This is a genomic window from Crenothrix sp. (assembly GCF_043729335.1).
Taxonomy (GTDB): Bacteria; Pseudomonadota; Gammaproteobacteria; order Methylococcales; family Methylomonadaceae; genus Crenothrix.
In genome coordinates this window covers 169916-195383 of the sequence record NZ_JAYTLQ010000060.1, presented here as the reverse complement: position 1 = coordinate 195383, position 25468 = coordinate 169916, and the positions used below count along the sequence as shown (strand labels likewise).

18 protein-coding genes are annotated in these 25468 nt (G+C 43.4%); 7 read left to right on the top strand and 11 right to left on the bottom strand.

Going from position 1 to position 25468, the window contains the following annotated elements:
- Positions 1-176: 176 nt before the first annotated feature.
- Entirely contained in the window at positions 177-770 is a 594-nt protein-coding gene (locus ACHZC4_RS15360) for a hypothetical protein (RefSeq protein WP_394754750.1), read from the bottom strand.
- A gap of 126 nt (positions 771-896) precedes the next feature.
- Positions 897-2111, bottom strand: a complete 1215-nt coding sequence (locus ACHZC4_RS15355) for an argininosuccinate synthase (protein WP_394754749.1) — start codon at positions 2109-2111, stop codon at positions 897-899.
- Between the two features lie 665 nt (positions 2112-2776).
- Between ACHZC4_RS15355 and ACHZC4_RS15350 the strand changes: the two genes are divergently transcribed.
- Positions 2777-3469: a hypothetical protein gene (locus tag ACHZC4_RS15350; protein ID WP_394754748.1), complete on the top strand. Its 693-nt coding sequence runs from the start codon at positions 2777-2779 to the stop codon at positions 3467-3469.
- A gap of 279 nt (positions 3470-3748) precedes the next feature.
- Here ACHZC4_RS15350 and ACHZC4_RS15345 read toward each other — a convergent pair whose 3' ends face one another.
- From ACHZC4_RS15345 to cysM, 5 genes are all read right to left on the bottom strand, one after another.
- Positions 3749-4105 (bottom strand): hypothetical protein, encoded by a 357-nt coding sequence (locus ACHZC4_RS15345; RefSeq protein WP_394754747.1) that lies wholly within the window; start codon positions 4103-4105, stop codon positions 3749-3751.
- 100 nt (positions 4106-4205) lie between these two features.
- Positions 4206-5537 (bottom strand): 23S rRNA (uracil(1939)-C(5))-methyltransferase RlmD, encoded by a 1332-nt coding sequence (gene rlmD, locus ACHZC4_RS15340; protein WP_394754746.1) that lies wholly within the window; start codon positions 5535-5537, stop codon positions 4206-4208.
- A gap of 2 nt (positions 5538-5539) precedes the next feature.
- On the bottom strand, positions 5540-6127 hold the full coding sequence (locus ACHZC4_RS15335) for a YdbL family protein (RefSeq protein ID WP_394754745.1): 588 nt from the start codon (positions 6125-6127) through the stop codon (positions 5540-5542).
- 90 nt (positions 6128-6217) lie between these two features.
- Positions 6218-8746: a hypothetical protein gene (locus ACHZC4_RS15330; RefSeq protein ID WP_394754744.1), complete on the bottom strand. Its 2529-nt coding sequence runs from the start codon at positions 8744-8746 to the stop codon at positions 6218-6220.
- 87 nt (positions 8747-8833) lie between these two features.
- On the bottom strand, positions 8834-9724 hold the full coding sequence (gene cysM / locus ACHZC4_RS15325; protein ID WP_394754743.1) for a cysteine synthase CysM: 891 nt from the start codon (positions 9722-9724) through the stop codon (positions 8834-8836).
- Positions 9725-10189: 465 nt separating this feature from the next.
- Between cysM and ACHZC4_RS15320 the strand changes: the two genes are divergently transcribed.
- Complete coding sequence (locus ACHZC4_RS15320; RefSeq protein ID WP_394754742.1) at positions 10190-11455, top strand: HD-GYP domain-containing protein; 1266 nt, start codon at positions 10190-10192, stop codon at positions 11453-11455.
- Positions 11456-11592: 137 nt separating this feature from the next.
- Complete coding sequence (locus ACHZC4_RS15315; RefSeq protein ID WP_394754752.1) at positions 11593-12087, top strand: transcriptional repressor; 495 nt, start codon at positions 11593-11595, stop codon at positions 12085-12087.
- A 68-nt stretch (positions 12088-12155) separates the two neighbouring features.
- On the opposite strand, the gene ACHZC4_RS15310 is transcribed toward ACHZC4_RS15315, so the two are convergent.
- The 3 genes from ACHZC4_RS15310 to ACHZC4_RS15300 form a co-directional block, all read right to left on the bottom strand.
- Positions 12156-12476: a HigA family addiction module antitoxin gene (locus ACHZC4_RS15310; protein ID WP_394754741.1), complete on the bottom strand. Its 321-nt coding sequence runs from the start codon at positions 12474-12476 to the stop codon at positions 12156-12158.
- Positions 12477-12951: 475 nt separating this feature from the next.
- Positions 12952-15369 (bottom strand): FtsX-like permease family protein, encoded by a 2418-nt coding sequence (locus ACHZC4_RS15305; RefSeq protein ID WP_394754740.1) that lies wholly within the window; start codon positions 15367-15369, stop codon positions 12952-12954.
- Positions 15362-16069 (bottom strand): ABC transporter ATP-binding protein, encoded by a 708-nt coding sequence (locus ACHZC4_RS15300; RefSeq protein ID WP_394754739.1) that lies wholly within the window; start codon positions 16067-16069, stop codon positions 15362-15364. Before ACHZC4_RS15300 ends, ACHZC4_RS15305 begins: the two co-directional genes overlap by 8 nt.
- 339 nt (positions 16070-16408) lie before the next feature.
- Here ACHZC4_RS15300 and ACHZC4_RS15295 point away from each other — a divergent pair, with 339 nt between their 5' ends.
- The 3 genes from ACHZC4_RS15295 to ACHZC4_RS15285 are packed head-to-tail and all read left to right on the top strand — an operon-like array spanning position 16409 to position 21019.
- Complete coding sequence (locus tag ACHZC4_RS15295; RefSeq protein ID WP_394754738.1) at positions 16409-17920, top strand: phytoene desaturase family protein; 1512 nt, start codon at positions 16409-16411, stop codon at positions 17918-17920.
- Positions 17921-17930: 10 nt separating this feature from the next.
- Positions 17931-19526: an aldehyde dehydrogenase family protein gene (locus ACHZC4_RS15290; RefSeq protein WP_394754737.1), complete on the top strand. Its 1596-nt coding sequence runs from the start codon at positions 17931-17933 to the stop codon at positions 19524-19526.
- Entirely contained in the window at positions 19526-21019 is a 1494-nt protein-coding gene (locus tag ACHZC4_RS15285; RefSeq protein WP_394754736.1) for a phytoene desaturase family protein, read from the top strand. The genes ACHZC4_RS15290 and ACHZC4_RS15285 overlap by 1 nt, the downstream gene beginning before the upstream one ends.
- A 44-nt stretch (positions 21020-21063) precedes the next feature.
- On the opposite strand, the gene ACHZC4_RS15280 is transcribed toward ACHZC4_RS15285, so the two are convergent.
- Positions 21064-22260, bottom strand: coding sequence for a putative glycoside hydrolase (locus ACHZC4_RS15280; RefSeq protein WP_394754735.1), 1197 nt, complete (start codon positions 22258-22260; stop codon positions 21064-21066).
- Positions 22261-23045: 785 nt separating this feature from the next.
- Here ACHZC4_RS15280 and ACHZC4_RS15275 point away from each other — a divergent pair.
- Entirely contained in the window at positions 23046-25337 is a 2292-nt protein-coding gene (locus ACHZC4_RS15275) for a GumC family protein (RefSeq protein WP_394754734.1), read from the top strand.
- Positions 25338-25468: the final 131 nt, after the last annotated feature.

The window sequence follows — 25468 nt, the reverse complement described above, 5'->3', positions numbered from 1 at the left end:
GAGCCTGTCGAAGGACTTGTGGTTCATGGTTCGACAAGCTCACCACGAACGGTTTTTTAAAATATCTGACTGACAAAATAAGATTGACTGAGTACTAGGTCTGTAATGAATAAAGCCGCTTTAGTTGTTAAGACTAAGCGGCTTTTTTAGTTTAGTGATATAGCAATACAGCGGCACTATTGTTTGTCTAAATAGCGAATGATGGCTTCTTGTTCTTTAAAAGGTAGCCGTTTACGATTTTTGAACCATACGCCGACAACCGCTACAAGCATTAATCCACATGAGGTGAGTGTGAGATAAATGAGGTTTCTTAAATGAGAAACTTCCTGCATAAGTAGGGCATTAGAAATAGGGGTGTTTTCCGGTGTGTTAGGACTTGAATAGGCACGCAGCACTTTTACATCATTTTTTAAATCTTGTATCGTGCCCAACGAATTACTTACAGCGCCAACGCGGATATTATTTTCTAATGTTCTCAACTTACTTTCAATCGAACCGCTGATAAGCCCTACAAATTGCCCTTTCAAAACATTGATTTCATCAGATACGACAGGATTTGCTGCGGCATAAGTTTTAGCTACTGTGTTTGTGGGTTTAATGTCTTTGTCGGGTGCTAATGCAAAGCCAATTGCCACCACAACAGCCATCGCAGAAACCAAAGCAGCCATCCGCCAACGCTTAACTTTTACTACGCTATGAAGGGGAGATATTTTTTGTAGCGCTCCCTTGATTTCAACAATTTCTAATTTTACATTGCGGCTATCACTCATGACTCCCCCTCAGGCCGAGTACTGTTTTGCAGTTCCTCGGTTGAAAAAACATTGTTTTCGTTGTTGTTTTTATTGAAAACGCAGATTATACAAGCTTGGCGCTATTTGTCGCGTGTTTTCTTAAAGCTATTTTAATCGTTTGGCCGCGGCTATTCGCATTCTAAGGGCATTTAATTTAATAAAGCCCTCTGCGTCTTTTTGATTGTACGCGCCGCCATCTTCTTCAAAGGTGGCAATGCTCTCATCAAACAAACTGTCGGTAGTGGATGCGCGGCCTACGACTATAACGTTGCCTTTGTATAATTTTAGGCGCACTTTGCCGTTAACATTTATTTGTGAGGCATTGATCATGGTTTGTAACATTTCGCGTTCAGGGCTCCACCAGTAACCGTTATAAATTAACGAAGCGTAGCGCGGCATAAGTTCATCTTTTAAATGCGCTACTTCGCGGTCCAGTGTTAAAGATTCGATAGCACGATGGGCTTTTAGCATGACCGTACCGGCTGGGGTCTCATAACAGCCACGCGATTTCATGCCGACATAACGGTTCTCGACAATATCCAAACGACCGATACCATTAGCGCCACCCAGTTTGTTTAATTGCTCAAGGACAGTGGCAGGCGAGCAGGGCACATCATCAATCGCGACGATATCGCCGTGCTGATAGGTTAGTTCAATATAGGTCGCTTTGTCGGGTGCGTTTTCCGGTGAAACCGTCCAGCGCCACATGTCTTCTTCGGGTTCTGTCCACGGATTTTCCAGTACGCGGCCTTCGTAGGAAATGTGCAGCAAATTGGCATCCATAGAATAAGGCGAAGTTTTGCCTTTTTTCATTTCCACTGGGATGCTGTGTTTTTCGGCGTAATCCAGCAAAGTTTGGCGCGAGGTTAAATCCCATTCCCGCCACGGTGCAATAACATGAATATCAGGGCGTAACGCATAAGCGCCCAACTCAAAACGCACTTGGTCATTACCTTTACCGGTTGCGCCGTGAGAAATGGCCTTAGCGCCGGTTTCGTTGGCGATTTCAATCAAGCGTTTGGCAATTAACGGGCGGGCGATTGATGTGCCCAGTAAGTATTCGCCTTCATAAACGGTGTTGGCGCGAAACATCGGAAACACAAAATCGCGGGCAAATTCTTCGCGTAAGTCATCAATATAAATTTCTTTAATGCCCATGGCTTGCGCTTTGGCACGCGCGGGTTCCACTTCTTCGCCCTGGCCTAAGTCGGCGGTAAAGGTGACGACTTCACACTGATACACATCTTGCAGCCATTTAAGAATAACAGAGGTATCCAAGCCCCCAGAATAAGCCAAGACTACTTTATTGATTTCTGACATAACGCGCGACTACCTTGAGTTAAAAATACGGGGAATTATACCGGAAAATGGGGTTTGCTGTAGGTGTGACTTTGGATTTTTCCTTGATTTATTGAGCCGTTTTTTTGCTGGTGTCGGTGGCTAGCCACTATTAATAACATTGGCTATCCACATAAGACGGGACACTCAATAAGGCCCACCGTTCGGCCTTGTCGAAGGGTGTACGGTGTGTCGCTCATGGTTCGACAAGGCTCTCATGAGCTAGTCGAATGGCTCACCACGAACGGCACACCTTCAGCTGTCCCGACTTAGATATAAAGTTGGAAGCCATAACATTTAAATTATCGGCACAATTCCTGATAACTTTTCACGCTAGCAGTTTCCACAAAATGTGATTAGCATCACAAAAATTAAAAAAACTGTCCCATTATTAAATTTATTTAAATAGTTCTACACCCACCGATGTCCAAAAACGTAATCGATTAAAGGAGCTTAACGATATTATTGTGGCTTTCTGTTTAATAAAAATAAGTAAAGCCACGGCAAAGCTTACAACTTCATAAAATCAGGGTGTTTTTCACGCTAACACTATGACTTGTATAGTCTATGGCCTAATCTATACTGGGTGTAACTGGGGTGATGTTGTACTTGTTATCCTGTTTTAACCTTTATTAGGAATCTAAAACATGAAAAAAAATCTTTGTTTAGTGGTCTTATTATCTTCTCTTGGCTTTGGGCAAAGTGCCTTAGCGTCCACACTGGGTGTATGGAATGAATTGGGTGAAGCTGGAAATACGCCAGGAACAGCACAGCATTTAACCGGTACCGGCGTTCTCGATACCATTACAGGAACTATGAATAACACTGGCACAGATACCGACGTATTTCGAATATATATCAGTGACCCGGCCAATTTTTCAATTACCATGGACGGTACGTCTTTGAGTTTCGATAACGATACAAATTTATATGTTCTGGATGATAGTCACCATCTGCTGTTTGCTGATGCGGATAGCGGTCCAGACGGCCTTTTATCTCAGTTGAATGCGGGTCAATTTGCAAGCCATGCCGCCGGTTTTTACCTGGTTGCTTACAATATTTATGAAACTTTGACAGTTCGCGATAATGATGTTGAATACGGCGTGGACGTATTTCCACCAAATATGCTTGTCAAAGGCTGGCGTACCACTGGAAATTCCCCACAATTTGGCACAGTACAATTAAATTTCACTGGTGCACGTTTTGATGCCCCACCATTGCCATCTTCTGTGCCTACGCCAGTGCCTTTAATATTAACTCTCATGGGTATTGCTGGGTTTGGTTTTTCCAAACGTTACGCAAACCTTGGACACCGTAAAGTTATGAGTAGCCATTGTTAATAGCATTGGCTGGATGGGAGCCAATTTCAGTTATATCGCAGAGTTGTTCGGCTGTTTCGTATAACTATAATGAGTGGAATAATTGAATTGGGAATGGGGAAATATCGGTAATAAATTTCAATTCAGGCAATACAGAAATAAGCGGTTTGTCGTTTCAACACTCGCTGTTTTAGTTATTCCGTCTATTACTCACAAGAACTCCAGCTTCTAAAATTAAGGGAAGCTGGAGTATCTTAACCCACAAAAAATTGGGATCGTTAGCTAGCCGTTTAAATTATTTCAAGAACCACCGTCCCAACTTACCGTTGTTGGTTTCATGAGTAGCTTAGCTTCTTCAATAAATTTAATGCTGGCCTCATAGTTACCCATCTTGAAAGATTTTTTGGCCGATCTCAGCTTAGGCCGAACGCGATCTAATGCCATTGAGCTATTTCTTCTTTGCGCTTCTGCAAGTTTTAATGTTGCATCAGCGACTTCAGGAAAACCTTTATCTTGTCTACTGGCCAACTCGATCATATTGTCACACAGTGATAATAGCAGTGAAAAATCTTCGCTAACTGGATTTCCTGCCGCCTGGGCATTGCCAGACAGAAGAAATGTCAAAAAAAACGCCATCATCAGTTTAAATACATTCATTTTTTCTCCTGGTATATTTGTCTTGTTATAACTTATTAAATTTCCGCGCTATGGACTAAAATCATAATTCACAAAGCCAACGCTTGGGGTCGAGATAATACTAAGCTTTCCTAAACACCGCCATAGACTCCACATGTGCGGTCTGCGGAAACATATCCATCACGCCTGCTTTCACCAACACGTAACCCATGTCATTTACCAAAATACCCGCATCACGCGCCAGGGTAGAGGGGTTACACGACACATAAACAATCAGCTCTGGCTGCCATTTTTTAAAATACGGCAATACATCCGATGCACCGGCACGTGATGGATCAAGCATGATTTTGTTATATTTTTGCTGCGCCCACGGATGTGCATCAAGGTCTTTGCTTAAATCGGCCGCATAAAACTCAGCATTGTTGATATTATTATGCCGCGCGTTTTCTTTAGCATGATTGACCAACGGCTGATCGCCTTCGATCCCCACCACTTTGCCTGCATATTTGGCTATCGGCAAGGTAAAATTGCCCAAGCCACAAAACAAGTCCAGTACGGTATCATTTTCATTTAAATCCAGTGTGGCTAAAACACGGTTAATCATTTGTCGGTTAATGTCATAATTCACCTGCGTAAACATGGCAGGGCGAAATTTAAACTCTATATCATGATCCGGCAAGCTATAGGTGAGCATCATGCTATCTTCGCTATTTAGTGGCTTAATCGTATCTGGGCCTTTGGATTGCAAGCATAAAGTAATTTCATGCTGTTTGGCAAAATCGGCCATTATGGCTTTATCGGCATCGGTGGGTGGTTCCAATACACGCACCGCCAGCACACAATCGGTATCGCCTATGGCCACTTCTATTTGCGGAATTTTGTCCCGAATGGTTAACTCACTGATCATTTCACCCAAGGCAATCAGCTTTAAACCCACCTTCGGATTCATCACCATACAGTTGCCGATTTCCGCCAAAAATGGATTGCGCCGCTCCCTAAAGCCTACCAGCACCCGCTCTTTTTTAGCCACGTATTTAACGCCCATGCGCGCCTTGCTGCGATAACCCCAATGCGGGCCGATTAACGGTTCCCACAGTTCAGGAATCTCAACTTTACCGATGCGCTTAAATTGTTCAAGTAGCAGATTTTGTTTAACCTCAATTTGTGCGGATGATTCCACATGCTGAAAACTACAGCCACCACACACACCGTAATGCGGGCACGGCGCTTGCGTTCTAATCGGCGCGGCTTTTAAAACTTTAACCACCTTACCTTCAGCATAATCTTTACGGATTTCGGTGTAGATAAATTCTACATCTTCGCCGGGCAAAGCCTCATCAATAAAGGTGGCTTTGCCATCGACATGGGCTACACCGCGGCCATCATGGGTTAGCGATTGTATGCTGACTGCAATCGGCGTAGTCGGTAAGGGTTTTCTTTTTGATCTTGACATGTTTATTTTTGTTTCCAGTTGCCGCCTGATTGAACCCACCAGCCGGATTGTGCGTTGCTGATCCACTGAGCAGCAAAGGTTGATTTAATTTGCGCCGCCCATTCTGGGTGGCCATTAGCATTAGCAATTGCCTTATAAAGCGCCAGCCTGTCGGCATTTTCCGAAGCAATGAGTTTGTTAATCTGGTTTTTATCTTTAAGAGCCACGCTGCCAGTATCTTTTACTACCAATAGGCCATCTGATTTAATACCCACAGAACCATTTCCATAAAACACCTGTAAGGTGGCAAAGCGCTTTGCCATGCTGGCACGTAAACGTTGAATGTCCGGGCTATTTATGGACAAATCCGCATCAGCGGCTTGCGCGGATGAAATAGCGACATTAATGGCGCTGTCTATCATTTTATACAGACTGAGCTGCCAGTCCGATAACTCGGCTTTGGGTTTAGGCTCCATTTTTTGCGGAGTATTTTTTTGTATATCCTTGATGATTTCATCGGCGGCTTTTTCAGCAGCGGCGGCAGGGAAGTAAATATTAATGGTGACACAAGCCGTCAGCAATAAGGCCGTTAAAACAGATATTTTTCTCATGATACACTCCGGTTAATTAGTCTTGTTTGTCCAAGAAAAGCACGAAAAAAATGTAGGTTGGCATGATTTTTTCGGGGACAATCTCTATCGTCATTTAACAATGACTTCCTCGGTGGTAGAAATGCGACCGAGCCGTTCCACCAAAACCTCCCAGTCAACCTGCGGATTATAGCCCATCACGTCTATTCTCGGCAGACCGCCACCTTTAATCAGATAATAGCCTTGTGGCGTGGTTTGTACGCCCATCATCTGACACACACCCTTATTCAGATAACAACCCACACCGATTTTGTCATACCCGAAGGTATCAAACAGGCTTAGAAAGCTGCGTGACAGTATATCAGTTGCACCGCCACCCCCAATACTGGCGATATTTTGTACCGCTTTTTGACTGATTCTATGGCGGGAGTTGTCATTATCCGGCGTTCCTAGCCAGGCAAAAAAGTGCGTGGGATGCCAATTTTCCAAGGTTAATTCTTTTACAGAACCGGATAATCTGCCGGTAATATTACCGAATGAAAACTTACGGGTGATCTGGTCAAGATCAAGATTGTCCATTATAAAATCGCTGTAAACTACAGGATAATCGGAAAATAAACCTTCGGAAGCCAGATTGGTTACTGTAATGCTGCCGTCAAAAGCGTTAATGGTTAATTCACCACCCAGACGCAAGGTTTTATCGCGATAACTCACGCCTGGAATATGACCGCTGATTTTGCCGGATAACGGCGTCCAATTCATTACTTTAGATAATTTTTCCAGTGACACATTATCTATCTTGCCGGTAAAAGCAATATCCGGCTCTTCATCAGCTTTAGCGTACCAGCTCAATTGATTGGCGGTAATAGTGCCGCCCAAAAATGCCAGTCGGGCTGATTGGGTCAATCGAAAGTTATTCGCCCAGGCCGTTAATTCAACTTGTGCAGGGCCTATGGGCAAATTAAACACAGACACAGACCGCCATGCCAAATGTGACAACTGAACAGGAAAAGGTTTACTTGACCAATTAATGACACCAGAACCTTGTTTAACATCCAAACGATGACTGGCATCTTTAATCGTCACGTTGTTAAAGTCTAGCGCTGCATCCCTTAATGCCTGCTGAACAACGCTAAGATGCGCTTTTGCGTTACCGTTTAAACTTACACCTTCAACGCTGGCGGGATCAAAGTAAGGCTTAACATACACCGAAAACAAATTCTGTAATTCCAGGCTTGTCACTTCTAAGTCGGCTTTTTCTAGCTGAATTTTTTTCGCGTAACTGATAACGCCCGTGCCGGTTAACTTAGCGGTATCAGGATGCTGGTAGTGGATATTTTCGACAGTCACACGCTTGCTCTTAGCATTCCACAGACCTTTGGCATCAATAACGACAGGTTTTTTAGTCACCTCCAAATACACCGGATCACTATAGAGAGCGCCTTTGTTGAGAGTGGAATGAGTTTGCCACTGCCATACACCGTGAGCTTTTTGCCCTGTTAACTGACTGCTTATGGTTAATTTTTCGGTAGCCAATTGGCCGCTTTGATTTTGCACGGTGACTTCAATCAGATCGGCATTTACTTTAACCTCTTCAACATCTGTAGCGATACCCGATGCCGTCAACTTAACGTTGGCTTTACCGCTTTTAAAGTGCAGCGGCAGTTTTGGGAAATAGCTTTTCAGTTGCTTACTGTTGATATTTTTGCCATCAACAGTAAGTTGCCAGTGCTTATCGTGCATGCTTGCCTGAACGAATACCTCGCCATTCGCCAGTTTTATGTTTTTTAAGGTTAAAGATTGCACGGTAACCTGCTTATTGCCCGCATTCCAAAGTCCTTTGGCATCAATTACTATGGGTTTTTTACCGACTTCAAAATGCACTGGATCAGCGTGCAACACACCTTTTTGCATTTCAGTATGATTTTGCCAATGCCACACACCATCTGTGTTTGTCGCGCTTAACTGGCTTGTCAAAGCTACTTTTTCTGTGCTGAACTGACCGTCTTTGCTGTTAGCTTTAACGTGGGTAAGCTGGGTATTTAATGAGAGTTGTTTGAAATTGAATGCTACACCCGATGCAGTCAGCTTAAAGTTAGCTTTGCCGTCTTTAATAGCAATCGGCACAGAGGGAAAATAACTTTTTAGCTGCTGGCTACTCACATTTTTGGCATCAATAGTCACTTGCCAGCGGTTATTGTGCATGTTTGCCTGCACCAATAAGGCAGCGCCCGCTATTTTTAAAGGCGTTAAAGTGAGTGTGCTGTTTTTTTTGCTAAGGCTAAAGGCAAAATTGGTCGTGGGTGATTGCCACTGTTTGGACTGTAAATTAGCATGCCCTTGCTGACAAACGATTGCATCAGATCGCCACACAAACTCTGCGCAACTGATATTGACGAAACTAATATCATCAAAGGGCTTGGGGAGATTTAAGCTAGTAATGCTGAGTATCAGCTTTTGCGTGGTGGCATTAATGTTGTTAAGGTTAATGCTGATGCCGTCTAACTGCCAGCCGTTGGTTTTATAAGTGTCTATTTTAAGCGTGGCCTGATTAAACGCTTTTGCTACAGGCATGGCTGACAATAACATCGTTAGCAAAAAGCACTTCATCCATTGTATCTGGCTTACATAATCAGACATTGCGTATCCGTATAAAGACACGCAAGATTTTGCGTCTTTATTGCCAATGTATAAAAACACAAGCCATGCTGAGTTACTCCTTTATCCTTATGAAGCAAACACGCCAGTAGACAAATACCTATCGCCACGATCACACACGATAACTACAATCAGCGCGTTTTCAACTTCTTCAGATAACTGTAAGGCGGCATAAATAGCGCCGCCCGATGATACACCGGCAAAAATGCCTTCTCTGGCGGCTAAAGCGCGGGTGGTATTTTCCGCGGCAATCTGATCAACATCGATAATTCTGTCAACACGGTCGGCCTGATATATTTTGGGTAGATATTCTTTCGGCCAGCGCCTGATACCAGGAATTTTTGAATCGCCTTCCGGCTGTACTCCCACAATTTGAATGCCTGCATTTTGCTCTTTCAGAAATTTGGAAGTACCCATAATAGTACCCGTTGTCCCCATAGAACTCACAAAATGGGTAACTTTGCCGTGGGTATCGTGCCAAATTTCAGGGCCTGTGCCTTCGTAATGCGCGCGCGGATTATCAGGGTTGGAAAACTGATCAAGAATACGGCCTTCTCCAGCTTGCTCCATGGCCCGCGCCAAATCAATGGCGGCTTCCATGCTGCCTGCCGAAGGTGTCAAAATAATCTCTGCGCCATAGGCTTTTATAGAGGCTCGGCGTTCTTCACTCATATTGTCGGGCATGATCAACGTCATTTTATAACCTTTAATAGCCGCTGCCATTGCCAAAGCAATACCGGTATTGCCACTGGTAGCCTCAATTAAACGATCGCCCGGTTTAATTTCTCCGCGTTCTTCGGCGTGTTTAATCATGCTTAGCGCGGGGCGATCTTTTACCGATCCGGCTGGATTATTGCCTTCCAGCTTAGCCAGAATAATATTGCTGGATTGCGGCACTAAGCGCTGCAATCTAACTAGCGGCGTATTACCGACAAAAGCTTCAATGGTTGGGAAAGTCATAGTCTGTTTGCAAAAATAAAGTGATTCTGGATTATCCCATAAAAACTCGCTGTCGCGTCCTGGATTTAAGCTGGCGGTGTTTATTTTGCAGGAAAGTTTCCACAAGACAGCGTTAGTAGGCTATGTGTAGTGCCAGTGTATTTAATATGTAAAAGTTTCGGACAAGCCCCACGTAATCCAAAAAAACTACTAAACTTACTAATAAGGTTCTTAAGCTTTGCGTAGAGCTTTCTTTATTTGGCTACTCACTTAAGACGGGACATTTTAAAAAAAGCCGTTCGTGGTGAGCTTGTCGAACCATGAACCACACAAACCCTTCGACAAGCTCAGGGCGAACGGATGTCCCGACTTAAGTCGGTAGCCCTTTATTTTATATGTCCCGTAGACCAAATCTACAGATACGATTCAACTTCTTACAAAGATGTTCCGGATTAATGTGCAAACACTCTCATAAATCGTTTTGCTATGAATGACTCTAACAATATATTTCTTGCCACTTCCAATGTCTTGACGCAAATTGATGTCAAAGACTTGCAAATAGGCATGTACGTCTCTCAGCTCGATAAACCCTGGCTGGAAAGTAGTTTTATATTTCAGGGCTTTGAATTAATGAGCCAAACGGATATTGATGCCGTTAAAAGTGAATGCCAGTATGTTTTCATTGATATGGAAAAACAAAGCAAGTACCTCCAGCCCAAATTTAGCCGCTTCAAAGAACCCGAAGCCGATAATTCACGCTATGAAAGATATTCGTCTTTTACCAAGGAGATTGAAAAAACCCAAGAGGTTTACCAAAAAACCAGTACGCTGGTAAAAAGTTTTATGGATGGTGTCGCTTTGGGGCGCGGCATTAATGTTGAAATTGCCAAGCAAGCGGTGGCGGAATGCGTGGCCTGTGTCCTTAAATCGCCTGACGCGATTTTATGGATGACACAATTAAAAAACAGAGACTTATACACCGCTCAGCACAGTATGAACGTGTGCTTATTGGCCATCTTATTAGCTCGAAAAATGGGGTTTAATGAAGAGCAGCTTAATCAAGTCGGCTTATGTGGCATGATGCATGATATGGGAAAGATGCTTATACCGTTGGAAGTGCTTAATAAACCAGGGCGATTTGAACCCCATGAACTGACGTTAATGAAAAAGCATCCCGAACACGGACGCAATTTATTGATAAAAAGTAAGGACATGTATGGTGGCGCTATTGACGTTGCCTACAGTCACCACGAGCGCATGGATGGCAAAGGCTATCCGCGCGGCCTGAGCGGGGAACATCTTAGCGATGAAACCCGAATAGTCACCATTGTTGATATGTATGATGCCATGACCAGTGATCGTGTGTACCAAAAAGGCCGTACACACCGCGATGCCATTGATGAAATGCTTAAAATGCGCGGCAGTCACCTTGATCCTGGCTATCTGATTAAATTTATCGAAGCATTGGGATTGTATCCAGCGGGAAGTGTTGTGGAAATGAGTAACGGCGAAGTAGGGGTGATTATTGAAGTGGGTCCTGGCCGTCAACTCAAACCCAAAGTCATGCTGTGTCTGGATGAAGACAAAAAGCTAAGGCCACCCAGGCACATTGATTTATTTAAACTGGATTTAGATGCTAATGGTAAGGGCTACAAAATCAAGCGTCTGATTAATGGCCATGATTATGGTGTGGATAATGAGATGATTGAAAGTTACGTGAAAAGCACCATAGTTGATTCAAAATTGCTGTAGTTGTTTTTATGTAGAGTGGATTCAATTCAATAAAGCCCCTATTCTCATCAAGGCTCGGCGTATAATAAAATACAAATACAGCCCGACTTTATGAAGGTAAACATTTGAAAGCATACGATACAGCGGCTCCTGAAGATATTGATTTAACGCATACCGAAGTTTCAGGCCATGATCACGGCCAGTGTGTTCAGGATGCACTGCTTACCGCCGAGCATCTGTGTCTGGAACGCGCGGTGCAACTCACTCCAATTCGCCAGCAAGTATTGCGGTTAATATGGGAAAGTCATAAAGCTGTTAAAGCCTACGAACTGCTTGATAAACTCAAACCGGTGCAAAATGCCGCCAAGCCTGTAACGGTTTACCGTGCATTGGATTTTTTGATTGAGCAAGGTTTAATACACCGCGTAGAAAGCTTGAATGCTTTTGTAGGCTGTCGCTGTCCTGAGTTACAACACGAACAATTATTGCTGATTTGTAATCAATGCAATGAAGTTGAAGAGCGTTCTGCTGCTCAGGTTATGCGGGCGCTGTCATCAGAAATTAAGCAAGCCCATTTTATTGTTCATAGCAAAGCTATTGAGATTCATGGCGTTTGCCAAAAATGTGCCGTGTTAAATGTACAACACACTTGAGTAAGTTTTGTTAGGTATCATACCTGGACGAAATGTGCCGGGTAACTTAACAAAACCGGCTTTAAGCATCATACGGCCACTTTATGAACACCCAAACTCTCGCGCTTGGCTTCCAATTGCCACACATCATAAGCGGCTTGAGCGGCAAGCCAAGATTCAGCACTTTTACCAAATGCCAATTCCAAACGCACCGCCATTTCCGCGCTAATGCCGGTTTTTCCGTTAACCAATGCGGACACGGTTTTACGGGTCACATTCAAATGGCTAGCAACTTGGGTAATAGTTAAGCCCAATGGCTGTAACCACAATTCAGACAAGATTTCGCCCGGATGAGGCGGGTTAAACATGCGCATAATAATACAATCAATGAGTTTGTATTTTGTCTGCATCGGTATGTGTATCTCAACTTTTCCGATGTGGCTTTATCTTAAGAGAATAAATAAGGGAAATATGCGAACTTATTCACACGAGAAGTGTGAATTATTTAACTTGTTCGGCGACAATTATCTTGTCCGGTTCGCATTGCCTCATTAAAATTCATACTATTTAAGGGTCGTTGCCTCATCTAAATCACACTACTTTTAAGCACAATAAAAGGGGGTTTTGGATGTTAATAAACTAACTCATCCCGTTAGCTGAATCATAATACTCTTTACAGAAGCCGGCTAGCATTTATTGTTGGGGGATTAAAATGTGGTTTGGTGGTCATGTGAAATCATCGGCTACTGCCTTACGTGGTCACGGGGGAATTGAAAATACTCTTTATAGTGAGCTTGTCGAAGCTCGGTAGTTCGTTCCAATCCGACCCACGGATGCGATAAATGTTGGATTACGAAAAGCATGTAGCCCAACAAATTATGTCCTTTAATAACTTAAAGAATCCCGCACAGCAATTTTGGTGGCATGTTTTGCTGGCCAGTATGATGACACAATAACCAAAAATATAATGAGTGCCAACCACAACCAGATAGAAGTCATCGAAAAAACATAATCCAGTTGCAAACTCAGCATTATTTGCCCCAGCTTTTTTGCCAGTGGCTCAGCCAGAAGGTAAGCAATCGGAATACTGATTGCCCAAGCCATGAAGCCGTGTAAAAAGCCTTCCAGCATAAACAGTTTAAACACAGTGGATGATTTTGCACCAATAGCTCTTAACACCCCAATTTCGCGAGTGCGCTGCAACACACCCATCGCTAAGGTACCTGATAAACCGATACCCCCGACCGACGCTATTAAATCAGCCAGACTTAACAGCATACTCGTTAACGGTCGAAACTCATTTTTAGCAAACTGGCGCTGCTCAAGGGTTGACAGCGTAGTGTAAAAATCTAAAGGAATATGTTCATCCTGGAACTTTTGCTTTAAAGCATCGGCATAGTTTTTTTCTTCCTCCAACGTAGTTACTGCTGCGGAAAGCAAAGCAAAAGAACTTTTGGTAGTGTTATGAGTAAGATTTTGAACGGTTTTTAAAGGCGCGTATACGGGTTCTACGGCATAACCCGAACCTGCAAACCATCGGTACAAACCTATCACTTTCCACCTGCTTTTACTGCGCGGCGCCACATTAACCTGCACACTATCTCCAACTTTAATGTCGTTAAGTTCAGCAGTTTCTGCATTCAGCACCAACACATTTTGTTCAGCGTCGTTAGCTTCAAACCAGCGTCCTGCGACAATTAACGGGGTGTACATTTGGCTGGTAACCGGCAAAGCCACTAGCTGCACACCTAAGCTGCCCACTTGACGAATGACCACATCACCTACCTGTATTTCAGCGGATAAGCGGTTCCATAATTCCACACCGGTCGTTTTTGGCAGCGATTTAACGATTTTTTCAATTTGGGCGGCGGGCTGATCGGCACCAAAGCCTAAACGCACCGCATAGCGGCTTCTGGCCAATTCATGATCTAAAGTCAAATTAACCGAGGCAATAAGACTCATAATGACCATGAACAAAACGCCTGCAATAATCAATACACTTTGCGTCCAGAATAACCGTGCTTTGCGGCGTAATAAGTTTCCTAACGCAACCGCATACAAAGTAGGTAAACGTCCAAATAGCTTGGTTTCCAGCCAGCCGGTTAAGCCGCTGCGCGTGTAATCTGCGCCTAAACCGTAACTGGCCAGGGCTTCCCGTATGGTTAATGAAGCGCCGCGCCAAATCGGCCATAAGCCTGCTAACAGCGGCGTTAATAATCCACCTACCACCATGCACAGCAATGCGCGTGTTGAGTAGGTAAATTGGGTTAATTCAATGTTAAATAAATCCAGCAACCAGCGGCTGCTTAAAAATGCCACGGCAAAACTGGCTGGAATGGCTAGTATTAGCGCCATCAAAGCTAACAAAAACACGATAGTTAAATAAATACCGGCAATGGTACGGCGTTTTGCCCCAATGGATTTCATGATGCCGATCTGGTCGGTTTGCTGAGTAATAACAGCCGCAACCGTATTAAGAATTAACACCGAACTTAACGCCAAAGATGCCCACGCCATGACCGTTAAAATCAGATTAATCCCAGAAAAAAACGGTCGCCCCCAATGTTTTTCAGGATCTTGCAATAAAGTTGCATTCACATGAATGCCCTGTTTAGCTAAGTTTGTGCGAATATTCGCAGCGACAATACGGGCTTTATCTGCACTGTACGGCGGTGTTACCCGCACTAAAGCTTGCCGGAAAGTTTTTAAGGGCACACCAAAAACCGGCGCAGCATCGCTACTAATAAAAAAATGTAACTGTCCGCCAAATTTAGGCGGTTTTACAAAAGGATGACGAATGACACCGCCGATAGCCATATCTACCGCACCTTTGGTGGTTTCAAATTGAATGGTGTCACCTAGCTTAAGCCCTGCTGCTTTCATCGATAAGCGTTCGACAGCCAATCGGTTACCGCTAGGCCATTGACCAGAAAGCAGGGTTAACTGGTCATACTTTTGCTGGCTGTAATCATTGCGAAATACCACCGTACCCAGTTGCCAACTGGATGCACCCGGCGTTTTATAACGCACGGTAAATTGCGTTAGCGTATCTACCGCCTCCACACCTTCTACTGATTTAATCGGTTCCAGACTACTAAAGTCCGTATCGGTTTTAAGGATTAAACTAATATGCGATGGCGATGAGTGCCGATGGGCGGCATCCATATTGCTTAATTCCAAATCCATCATACCCAGCATAGTGCCCAGCATAAAAATGCCAATGGCCATACTGGTGATAGAAAGGCCGGTACGCGCAGGATGCGCCAGTAAATCGGCTTTAATTTTTGCCCAAATGCTAGACAAGAGACTGCCTCGTATGGGTTTTTTCGTCACTTAGAATATGCCCTGAATGAATAGCAATGCGGCGCGAGGCAGCGTCGGCAAGCGCCTCATTATGCGTGACCATGACCAGTGTCTTACCTTGTTGGCACAAGGTTAAAAATAGCGCAAACACACTATCGGCCGTTTCACAGTCTAAGTTGCCGGTGGGTTCATCGGCGACAATTAAGGGCGGATCATTGGCCATTGCGCGGGCAATGGCGGCACGCTGTTGCTGGCCCCCAGAAACCTGGCTGGGTAACTGCTGAGCCTGATCCTTTAAACCCACTAAATCCAGTAAATAATGCGCTCTTGTTAATCGTTCGCGTTTTTTTAATTTACCGACAAAATCCATGGGCAATAAAATGTTTTGCAATAACGTTAACGCCGGTAATAATTGAAAAAACTGAAACACAATGCCGACATTTTTACCGCGCCATACTGACAATTGCTCTTCTTTTAAACGCTGTAACTGGCTGCCACAAACAGTGACTTGACCACTGCTGGGTTTATCAATGCCGGTTAATATATTCAGTAACGTTGATTTACCATTTCCCGAAGCGCCCACTATGGCTACAAATTCTCCCGCGTAAATCGCCATAGAAATATCATGCAATACCGGCTGAGTTACCTTACCCAGTGTATAGGCTTTATTAATATTGTTAAGTTGGATAATGGGAGTCATAAGCCGCAGTTATTAAAAATAGGCAAGATTCAGTAACCTGAATTCTATCATGGCTTTGACGTGTAAACACGCTGCTTTACATGACAATAATAATACCGCAAAAATGAACAGCTTCGCTTTATTGATTAAAAGCAGAATGTCATTTTTTGTTTGCAGAGTCTTGACTAATTTTTATATGCCTAAATAATACAGAGTTGATGTCATTAGCTTGGCTAACTGTATTTAGGTGGAACAAATAGGGTAGACTTGGGGAACAATGAACACCTCAACTAGCTTATGTGTTGCCTTTTATAATGACAAGCCAATAGCCTTTTTTATACTTCAACGATACCATCCATCATGCCTGAAAAAAAACATATCGTAATCGTCGGCGCTGGCCCTGGCGGTTTGTGCGCAGGAATGCTGTTAAGCCAGCGCGGTTTTAAAGTCTCTATTTTTGATAAAAATGCCGAAGTCGGTGGCCGTAACCGCCCCATCCGCTTAAATGGCCATGTGTTTGATACCGGGCCTACGTTTTTGTTAATGAAGCATGTTTTAGATGACATGTTTGCGCTATGTGGCAAACGCAGCAGTGATTATCTGGAGTTTTTTAAACTTGATCCCATGTATCGTTTAATGTTTGATGATCAGTCAGTGGATGTTTATTCCGACCGGGAAAAAATGCGGGCCGAGCTGCAACGCGCTTTCCCGGAAGGCAGTGCTGGGTTTGACCGTTATATTGAAGAGGAAGGTAAACGTTTTCGCAAACTTTACCCGTGTATTAAACGTAATTATTCCAGTATAAGCGCATTTTTTTCATGGGAGTTAATCAAAGCACTGCCGTATTTGGCGCTTAACCACAGCGTGTTTTCCAATTTAGGGCGCTATTTTAAAGCGGAAAAAATGCGCCTGATTTTTTCATTTCAATCGAAATATTTGGGAATGTCGCCGTGGGAATGCCCAGCGTTGTTTACCATGCTGTCGTATTTGGAACATGAATACGGCATTTACCATGTTAAAGGCGGCTTAAACCGGATTGCTGCGGCGATGGCTAAAGTCATTACCGAACAAGGTGGGCATATCCACACCAGCGCAGCAGTGCAGTCGTTAATCATAGACAATAAAGTGGCTAAAGGCGTGCGCCTGCAAGATGGCACTGAGATTACCGCTGATGAAGTCATTATTAACGCTGATTTTGCCTATGCCATGAGCCAGCTCGTTAAACCCAACCAGTTAAAACAGCACAGCCCTGAGCGCTTAAAAAGGATGGAGTATTCCTGCTCCACTTTCATGTTGTATCTGGCCTTGGATACACGCTACGACCTGCCGCACCACACTATTGTTTTTGCTGATGATTATAAAACCAATATCAGCAATATTTTTCATAACAAAAAGTTAAACGATGATTTTTCATTTTATGTACAAAATGCCTGCGTTACCGATACCAGCTTAGCCCCTGAAGGGCATTCAACGCTGTATATACTTGTCCCCATGCCCAATAATAACAGCCATATTAACTGGGATGAGCAATGTGCCTCCATGCGCGAAAAAGTGCTGGATATGGTAGCGGAGCGCTTTAACCTGGGTGATATACGCAGCCATATTGCCCATGAAAAAATTATTACCCCACAAAACTGGGAAAACGATGAGAATGTATTTTTAGGTGCAACCTTCAGCCTGTCGCATAAATTTAGCCAATTACTATACTGGCGACCGCATAATCAGTTTCAGGAATTAAAGCAGTGTTATCTGGTAGGTGGCGGTACGCATCCTGGCAGTGGTTTACCCACAATTTATGAATCCGCGCGTATTTCTTCTGATCTTATTTGCCAAAAACATGGCGTAGCTATCCCACAACTTGATCGAGCCTAAGATTGTAGACATGGCTGATACCCTCACCGCCATTTCAGCTATTGATGAACACGTCATTAATACTTATCCGGTGACAACTGAGGCTGAAATAATTCAACAGCTGAAACAAGCGCGCATAGCAGTCAACAGCTGGGCAACTGTATCTATTACTGAGCGACTATCGTTTATATCAGCATTACAAACCGTCCTTTTAGAGCAGGTTGATAGCATTACTGAAACGGTGATAAGTGTAACTGGCAAGGTGAAAACCGAGGTATTGCTGGGCGAGATTTACCCGATTTTGGAGTTAATCAGCTACTATAAAAAAAACGCTGCCAAAATTTTAGCGCCGCGTTCAGAAATAACTTCGCCGTTTTCTTTTCCTAATACCCAAGCCAGAATTGAACGCAAGCCTTATGGCGTAGTGGCGATTATTTCACCGTGGAATTTTCCGCTACAGCTTACCTTAAATCCACTCATCACCGCCTTAGTAGCTGGCAATGCAGTTATCTTTAAAACATCCGAATTAAGCGTGCCCATCGGTGAGTTAATTTTGCAATTATGCGAACAGATTGACTTACCGCATAATGTGGTACAGCAAGTGATTGGTGCTGGAACATCAGGTGAAACCCTGCTTGATAATCGTCCGGACTTAGTGTTTATGACCGGCGGCGTAGCAGCAGGACGAGCCATTATGGCCAGAGCTGCACAGCATCCAATTCCGGTTATACTGGAATTAGGCGGCAAAGATGCCATGTTAGTTTTTGCCGATGCCAATTTAAAACGCGCTTGCCAAGCGGCAGTATATGGCGCATTCAGCAATAGCGGACAAGTGTGCGTATCGGTTGAAAGGCTGTATGTGCAAGACAGTTGTTACGATGCTTTCGTACAGGCGCTTTGTTTGGCTACGCAAAAGCTAACCATTGGACATGGCAAAGAAGCTGATCTGGGCGCGTTAACCAGTCTGGCACAATTTGAGATCGTTCAAGCTCACTACCAGGATGCCTTGGCCAAAGGTGCAAAAGCATCAGGGCTATTACAATTGCAAGGACGCTATCTAAGGCCTGTCGTACTTTGGGATGTCACTCATGACATGTGTGTTATGCAGGACGAAACCTTTGGTGCATTATTACCCGTCATGGCTTTTAGTACCGAAGAACAGCTGATTACCCTCGCAAACGACAGCCAATACGGCTTAAATGCCAGCGTCTGGAGTCTGGATATTGCCAAAGCCCAACGCATAGCACGGCAATTAAAAGTGGGTAATTGGGCAGTTAACGATGTCATTAAAAACATTGGCCATCCGGGTTTGCCGTTTGGCGGTGTTAAAAACAGTGGTTTTGGGCGTTATCATGGCGCTGAAGGCTTACGCCAGTTTAGTTACACTGTTTCCGGGTTAACCAGCCGCAGCATGCTGGATGATGAACCGAACTGGTTTCCTTATTCAGACTTACGCTATCAACACATACGTGGCTTTATGGATTGCCTGTTTGGCAAAGGCTACTTATGGCAGCGTATCAAACGCAATTGGCCAGCACTAAAAATGTTTTTAAAATATGCTTCAGGCAACATGAGACAACACTGGCATAATCTATTCATTTATCTAGGTATAGGCAGGGATTTTTAATGAAGGCTACCCAAAATAAACATGTCATTATTATCGGTGCAGGGCTTGGCGGATTATCAGCAGCAATCTCGTTAGCAACCGAGGGGTTCAGTGTCGATGTGCTGGAAAAAAATGACAAGGTAGGCGGCAAACTCAATGTGCTGCAAAAAGACGGTTTTAGTTTTGATTTAGGCCCGTCTATTTTAACCATGCCGCATGTTTTCAAACGCCTGTTTGAGCACGCCGGTAAAAATATGGCCGATTATGTAACCATTGAGCCGGTTGAACCGCATTGGCGTAATTTTTTTGAGGACGGCAACACTTTGGATTTAAGTTCTGATCCTGACAAAATGCAGCACGAATTGGCAAAGCTTGGCACCAATACCGCCAAGGAATTTGCGGATTTTATGGCTTACTCAAAAAAACTCTGTGAAACAACAGAAAGCGGTTATTTTGAACACGGCTTGGATTCATTTTGGGAGCTCATACAACACTACGGCCCTGTGCAAAGCCTATTAAAGTTTGATGTGTTTCGGTCAATGGATCAGGGTGTCCGACGTTTTATTAGCGATCCTAAATTAATTGATATACTTAATTATTTTATTAAATACGTCGGTTCGTCACCTTATGATTCACCGGCGTTAATGAACTTATTGCCTTATATTCAATTTGGTTATGGCCTGTGGTATGTGAAAGGCGGCATGTACAACATGGCGCAAGCCTTGCAAAAACTGGCGCTTGAATTGGGCGTTACTATTCGGGTGAATGCAGAAGTTGCCGAAATTGAAACTACTGGCGAACGTGCCACGGGAGTGCGTTTAACAGATGGCACTGTTATTCCGGCAGACATTGTTGTGTCTAATATGGAAGCGATTCCCGCCTATAAAAAACTATTAAAGCAACCCCAACAAGCTGAAAAGCTAAAACGCTTTGAACCCAGTTGTTCGGGTCTGGTGATTCATTTGGGGGTTAACAGAATTTACCACCAATTAGCACACCATAATTTCTTTTATGCCCATAATTCCCGCGAGCATTTTAAAGCTATTTTCCATTCCCACCAGTTATCAGAAGACCCGACCATTTATCTGGTAGCACCGGTTAAAAGCGACCCTAGCCAAGCCCCGGAAGGCTGTGAAATCATCAAAATACTGCCGCATATTACACATCTTGATTCCAAAAACCCCTTAACACCCCAAGATTATGCGGCGTTTCGGGAACGGGTATTAATCAAACTGGAACGTATGGGCTTAACGGATTTAAGAAAACATATTATTTGCGAAGAAACCTGGACGCCGGTTGATATTGAGGCCAAGTATTATTCAAATAAGGGCTCAATATACGGCGTAGTGACGGATCGGTTTAAAAACTTAGGTTTTAAAATACCGCAGCGCAGCGCTTCTTTAAGCAATCTTTATTTTGTCGGCGGCAGTGTTAACCCAGGCGGTGGTATGCCGATGGTGACTTTATCCGGGCAATTGGTGCGGGATAAGATTTTGGCTGATCTTAAAAAATAGAGACGCAAAATCTTGCGTCTCTACGTTAATTAAGCATTGCTACGTTAATGCTGTTTACACGATTTTTTAATTAAAATAGCTGCGGACTTACCCGCCAAGTGTAATTTTTTTATCGGTGCGCCATCAATTCTTTGAAATTTACCTTTAATACGGACAAGCTGTTCTGGCATTCCCGGCTGGTTCACTAACACCCGGCCGCATTCAAAATCACGCCGTAATAGTCCGCGCCACTTATAACGGCTATTTTCTGCGGCTCCCAAATTAATATCGTAACCTGGCCACCAATGATCTGGCGTCGTCCAGTCGGGTTGATTACTGTTGATTAAATCATTGCCATTACTGACTAATAGCGCTGTAGCAAGGCCATATTCCCGCTCATCTGGGGTAATACCCGCGTCCATTAAAATAACACTGACACCGCGTTGATGGACATAATCCAGGTAACGCAAAAAGGTTAAATAGCCCCACGGCCCATCACCGCCTGTTAAACCACTGTCATTAGCGCCGCGCTCAATATTAATATAATTGGCCGCACTGATTTGCCGACTGATAAATGGATTTTCCGACTCCAGGCTATCTGCATACCATATCGCATTATGGGCAATCTCAGTGCCAGGAAAGGCCGCGCGAATGTCTTCCATAAACTCGGCAAAATACCGGCACCAATCCTTAAGCACCATTAATTTCCCGGTTCGTTTATCCACTGGTGTAACATGGTCTTCTTTGTTATCACCCACTCGCCAGGTTAAGTTAACATCATCAAGCCACACCCCCTTATAACCTTTAGTTAAAGCGGCACGGATTTCTTCAATCTTAAACTTTCTAAACTCAGGATTGCCAAAATCGCCCGCGTATTGGTCGCATTTGCCATGGCATTCCCAAGGAATGTACAACGCATTGTTCTTTTCATCGCGTAAAATCCATTCAGGGTGTTTTTTGGCTGTTTCGCTGCCAATATAAATGGCATAGCTATCCTTATAAAACCATGCGCTAGGATACCAATTGAGTCGTGCATCAAAATACGGGGTATAAACCAACATGCGCTGATAATGCTTTTGCATCCACTGTTGCTGCTTGGTATCCGGCTTCGCCGAATAACTATCAAATGTTGTATTGGCGTGTTTAAAAAAACCGATTTTTCCCTCTACTAACTGTGTTGCGTGCGCTGAATAATTACACGCACACAGCAACATAAAAAAACCGCTTAACGCATATAAAGATGTCGTGATTTTTTTAAACATAAATGGTTTAATTCACAGATTAAATAACAGGGCATAATTTTTTTATTATGCGCTAATTTTGTTTTTTTACACTAAAAACCAAGTAATTCGACTGCTTTAACACACTGTTATCCAGAAAAATCAAAGCATAAGTGTTTATACCTATTGATAGCAGCCAACAAATTCATTAGCCTAATAGATAAAACCACCCTACTGAGCTAACTGTAAAAAATGATGACAGATATTTTGCCCTTTTAAAGCAAATAATTAAGCGGCACAACTACCCGTTAGCACGGAAAAATTTTTATTCAAGGAGGGGCAATGAAAAAAATTGGAAATTATCACAACAAGGCTTTATGCTTATACGACTTAGTGTGCGTATTTAAGATTTGAGTGATTAAATAATAACGCAGTGCTGACATGAAATCTGCTTAAAGCAGGGCTATCTGAAAAACTTATCGCGATTTTGATAAAAAATAAAAACAGTAAAATTATTTTTTTACATCATACCCCCGTTGATTCACTTAGCTTGCGTGCCCCTTTTGCCACTGATTCATGATGTTTATAGGTTTATAGCAACTTTTACTCAATAACTGTGGCTTCAATTGCGCTTGAGATGTTGCGTGAACTAGATATATTAACATCAGCTCTACACTATTTTACTTAAACTTAAAATGATAACTATAGATTTAAAACGTTACGATTACGACAAAATCGATGCCATCACACATTGCTTGAGTGCAGTTCTTGTATTTGCCGGATATGCATAATTAATAACAATGAGTTCAGAATTAGGAGTTTTTTAAATGAGTAATGAGTCAGTGCAATCTGAATCGACCAATGTGAAAAGTTTTTTTGCTACCCCTTCGACTTCCGATGGCATTAGCATCCGGCAGATTTTTGCCATAATTTGGCGTAGAAAATGGCTTATTTTAGCCATTATGCTGGGTTGTACACTATTGGCCGCAACAATTTTGTGGAGCATTGCCCCGCGTTATACCGGTGAAGCACAGATAATGATTGAAAATCGTGGGCGAGACATCGTTAAGCGAGAAAATGCCTCCACAGCATCGTTAGCGGATGCAGAAACCATTGCCGGTGAAATACAAGTGCTGCGTTCGCCAGAATTGGCCAGGGAAGTGATACGCGAACTGAATCTTGATCAAGACCCCGAATTTAATACGCTACCGGCCAATGCCGAGGATAACGCCGACGATCTCTCATCAACCACAACGGCTATCAAAGACAATGCTGGAAAATTTTTCACGCAAGAAGAAAAAAGCATTGACAATATGGTTGACTCGTCAGGCATTTCCGAAAAAGAGTATCGTTCTGAATTGCGCTGGACTCAAATTATCAATAATTTTTTGAAGAATCTGGATGTTCAACAACAAAGGGAATCACGGGTTATTACCGTTAAATTTACTTCAAAAAACCGTATTACCGCATCGCGTGTCACCAATGCAATTGTTAATCTGTATATAAAAAGACAGATGGACTCTAAATTTGAAACCACTAAAATGGCCTCCTCCTGGCTAAATCAGCAGATCATGGTAAGCCAAAAACAAGTGAAAGCCTCGGAAGATGCCGTTGAATTGTACCGCAAAAATTCCGGACTGCTGAACGGCAAAGATGGCACACTGATTCAACAACAAATTTCTGAAGTTAACTCGCAATTAATGGTCGCCAAATCAGATAGATCGCTGGCAGCGGCGCGTTTGCGTCAGGCGGAAAGTCTTCTTAATTCCCGTGGGGACATAGGATCAACCAACGAAGTGCTACAGTCCAGCTTGATTCAAGGTTTACGCACACAAGAATCTGAACTACAACGAAAAATTGCTGAACTGTCTACCGATTACGGCCCAAAGCATCCAAAATTACTGAATTTTATAGCCGAACTGAACTCACTCCAAGACAAGATCGAAGTAGAAGTCAGAAAAATTGTTAACGGCTTGTCTAACGAAGCAGAAATTACTGATTCCAGAATCGCTTCTCTGCAAGAAAACATGGAAGTTCTTAAAGGTCAATTGGCTAAAGACAACACCGACAAGGTACAACTTGATGCGTTAAATCGAGATGCTGAAGCAAACCGCACTCTGTTAAATACGTTTGTAGCACGATTCAAAGAGGTTAGCGCCCAAGAGAATATGGAAGTGCAACAACCTGATGCCACTGTCATTTCGCGCGCAGGCGCGTTGTCCGATCCAACATTCCCAAAAAAGAAACCTATTCTTGCTCTTGCAATAGTGGCTTCTGGGATTGTAGGACTAATGCTGGCCTTTTTAATGGAGTATTTAATTCCAGGCTACCGCAGCGGAGAACAAATTGAAAAAGTCACCGGCTTGCCCTCATTAGGCTTCGTGCCCTTATTGAAAGGCGCAGATAAAAGAGCGGGCATGTCTTTAGATAATTATATTCTGCAATACCCACGTTCCGCACTGGCGCACTCGATTAATGCCATACGCTGGAATCTTGATATTTCCGGCAAAGGCAAAATGCCTAAAACAATTTTAGTCACTTCCACACAACCCAAAGAAGGCAAAACCACCGCAGCGTCCTCTTTAGCAAGAATGTATGCGATGGCGGGAAAAAGAGTGCTGCTGGTTGATGCTGACTCTTATCGAGCAGGTATTTTAAAAGTCTTTCAACTTTCCGAAGCAGCTGGCTTATCAGATGTACTTCTGGAAGAACAAACGTTGGATAATGTTATCTGGACCGAAAAGGCAACGGGTTTGGATGTTCTGCGTAGCGGTAAACAAGTACCCGATTTAACCAGTATTTTAGCGTCACCGCAATTCGATGCTTTTTTAAAATCTTTGGACAAAGACTACGATACCGTGATTATTGATTCGCCGCCTATTGCCGCGAATGCAGATGCACTTATCCTATCTCAGAAAGTTGATACCACAATATTAGTCGTTCGCTGGGCGGTTACTAAGCAAGAAGCGGTTAACTGGGGCATTAAAAAACTTACCCAGGCCAACGGAAACGTGGCCGGTGTTTTACTATCTATGGTCGATGCGCAGGAGTATTCCAGCTACGGCTATGGCGATTCCGGCATGTATTTAAGACAATTTGACAGCTACTATACTGAGTAAACCTAAACACGCAGCGCCTACAGCATGCCAATCAACGCCCCGCGTATCTTCATAAATACCCAGGGCGTTTTTATTTAAACAGTATTACGCTATGGTAATGTTGTTTAAATAAAGCTACTATGCGTTTTGAT

Coding starts and splice junctions, on each gene's coding strand:
- ACHZC4_RS15360 (WP_394754750.1), bottom strand. CDS start 770: ATGAGTGATAGCCGCAATGTAAAATTAGAAATTGTTGAAATCAAGGGA.
- ACHZC4_RS15355 (WP_394754749.1), bottom strand. CDS start 2,111: ATGTCAGAAATCAATAAAGTAGTCTTGGCTTATTCTGGGGGCTTGGAT.
- ACHZC4_RS15350 (WP_394754748.1), top strand. CDS start 2,777: ATGAAAAAAAATCTTTGTTTAGTGGTCTTATTATCTTCTCTTGGCTTT.
- ACHZC4_RS15345 (WP_394754747.1), bottom strand. CDS start 4,105: ATGAATGTATTTAAACTGATGATGGCGTTTTTTTTGACATTTCTTCTG.
- rlmD (WP_394754746.1), bottom strand. CDS start 5,537: ATGTCAAGATCAAAAAGAAAACCCTTACCGACTACGCCGATTGCAGTC.
- ACHZC4_RS15335 (WP_394754745.1), bottom strand. CDS start 6,127: ATGAGAAAAATATCTGTTTTAACGGCCTTATTGCTGACGGCTTGTGTC.
- ACHZC4_RS15330 (WP_394754744.1), bottom strand. CDS start 8,746: ATGTCTGATTATGTAAGCCAGATACAATGGATGAAGTGCTTTTTGCTA.
- cysM (WP_394754743.1), bottom strand. CDS start 9,724: ATGACTTTCCCAACCATTGAAGCTTTTGTCGGTAATACGCCGCTAGTT.
- ACHZC4_RS15320 (WP_394754742.1), top strand. CDS start 10,190: ATGAATGACTCTAACAATATATTTCTTGCCACTTCCAATGTCTTGACG.
- ACHZC4_RS15310 (WP_394754741.1), bottom strand. CDS start 12,476: ATGCAGACAAAATACAAACTCATTGATTGTATTATTATGCGCATGTTT.
- ACHZC4_RS15300 (WP_394754739.1), bottom strand. CDS start 16,069: ATGACTCCCATTATCCAACTTAACAATATTAATAAAGCCTATACACTG.
- ACHZC4_RS15295 (WP_394754738.1), top strand. CDS start 16,409: ATGCCTGAAAAAAAACATATCGTAATCGTCGGCGCTGGCCCTGGCGGT.
- ACHZC4_RS15290 (WP_394754737.1), top strand. CDS start 17,931: ATGGCTGATACCCTCACCGCCATTTCAGCTATTGATGAACACGTCATT.
- ACHZC4_RS15285 (WP_394754736.1), top strand. CDS start 19,526: ATGAAGGCTACCCAAAATAAACATGTCATTATTATCGGTGCAGGGCTT.
- ACHZC4_RS15280 (WP_394754735.1), bottom strand. CDS start 22,260: ATGTTTAAAAAAATCACGACATCTTTATATGCGTTAAGCGGTTTTTTT.
- ACHZC4_RS15275 (WP_394754734.1), top strand. CDS start 23,046: ATGAGTAATGAGTCAGTGCAATCTGAATCGACCAATGTGAAAAGTTTT.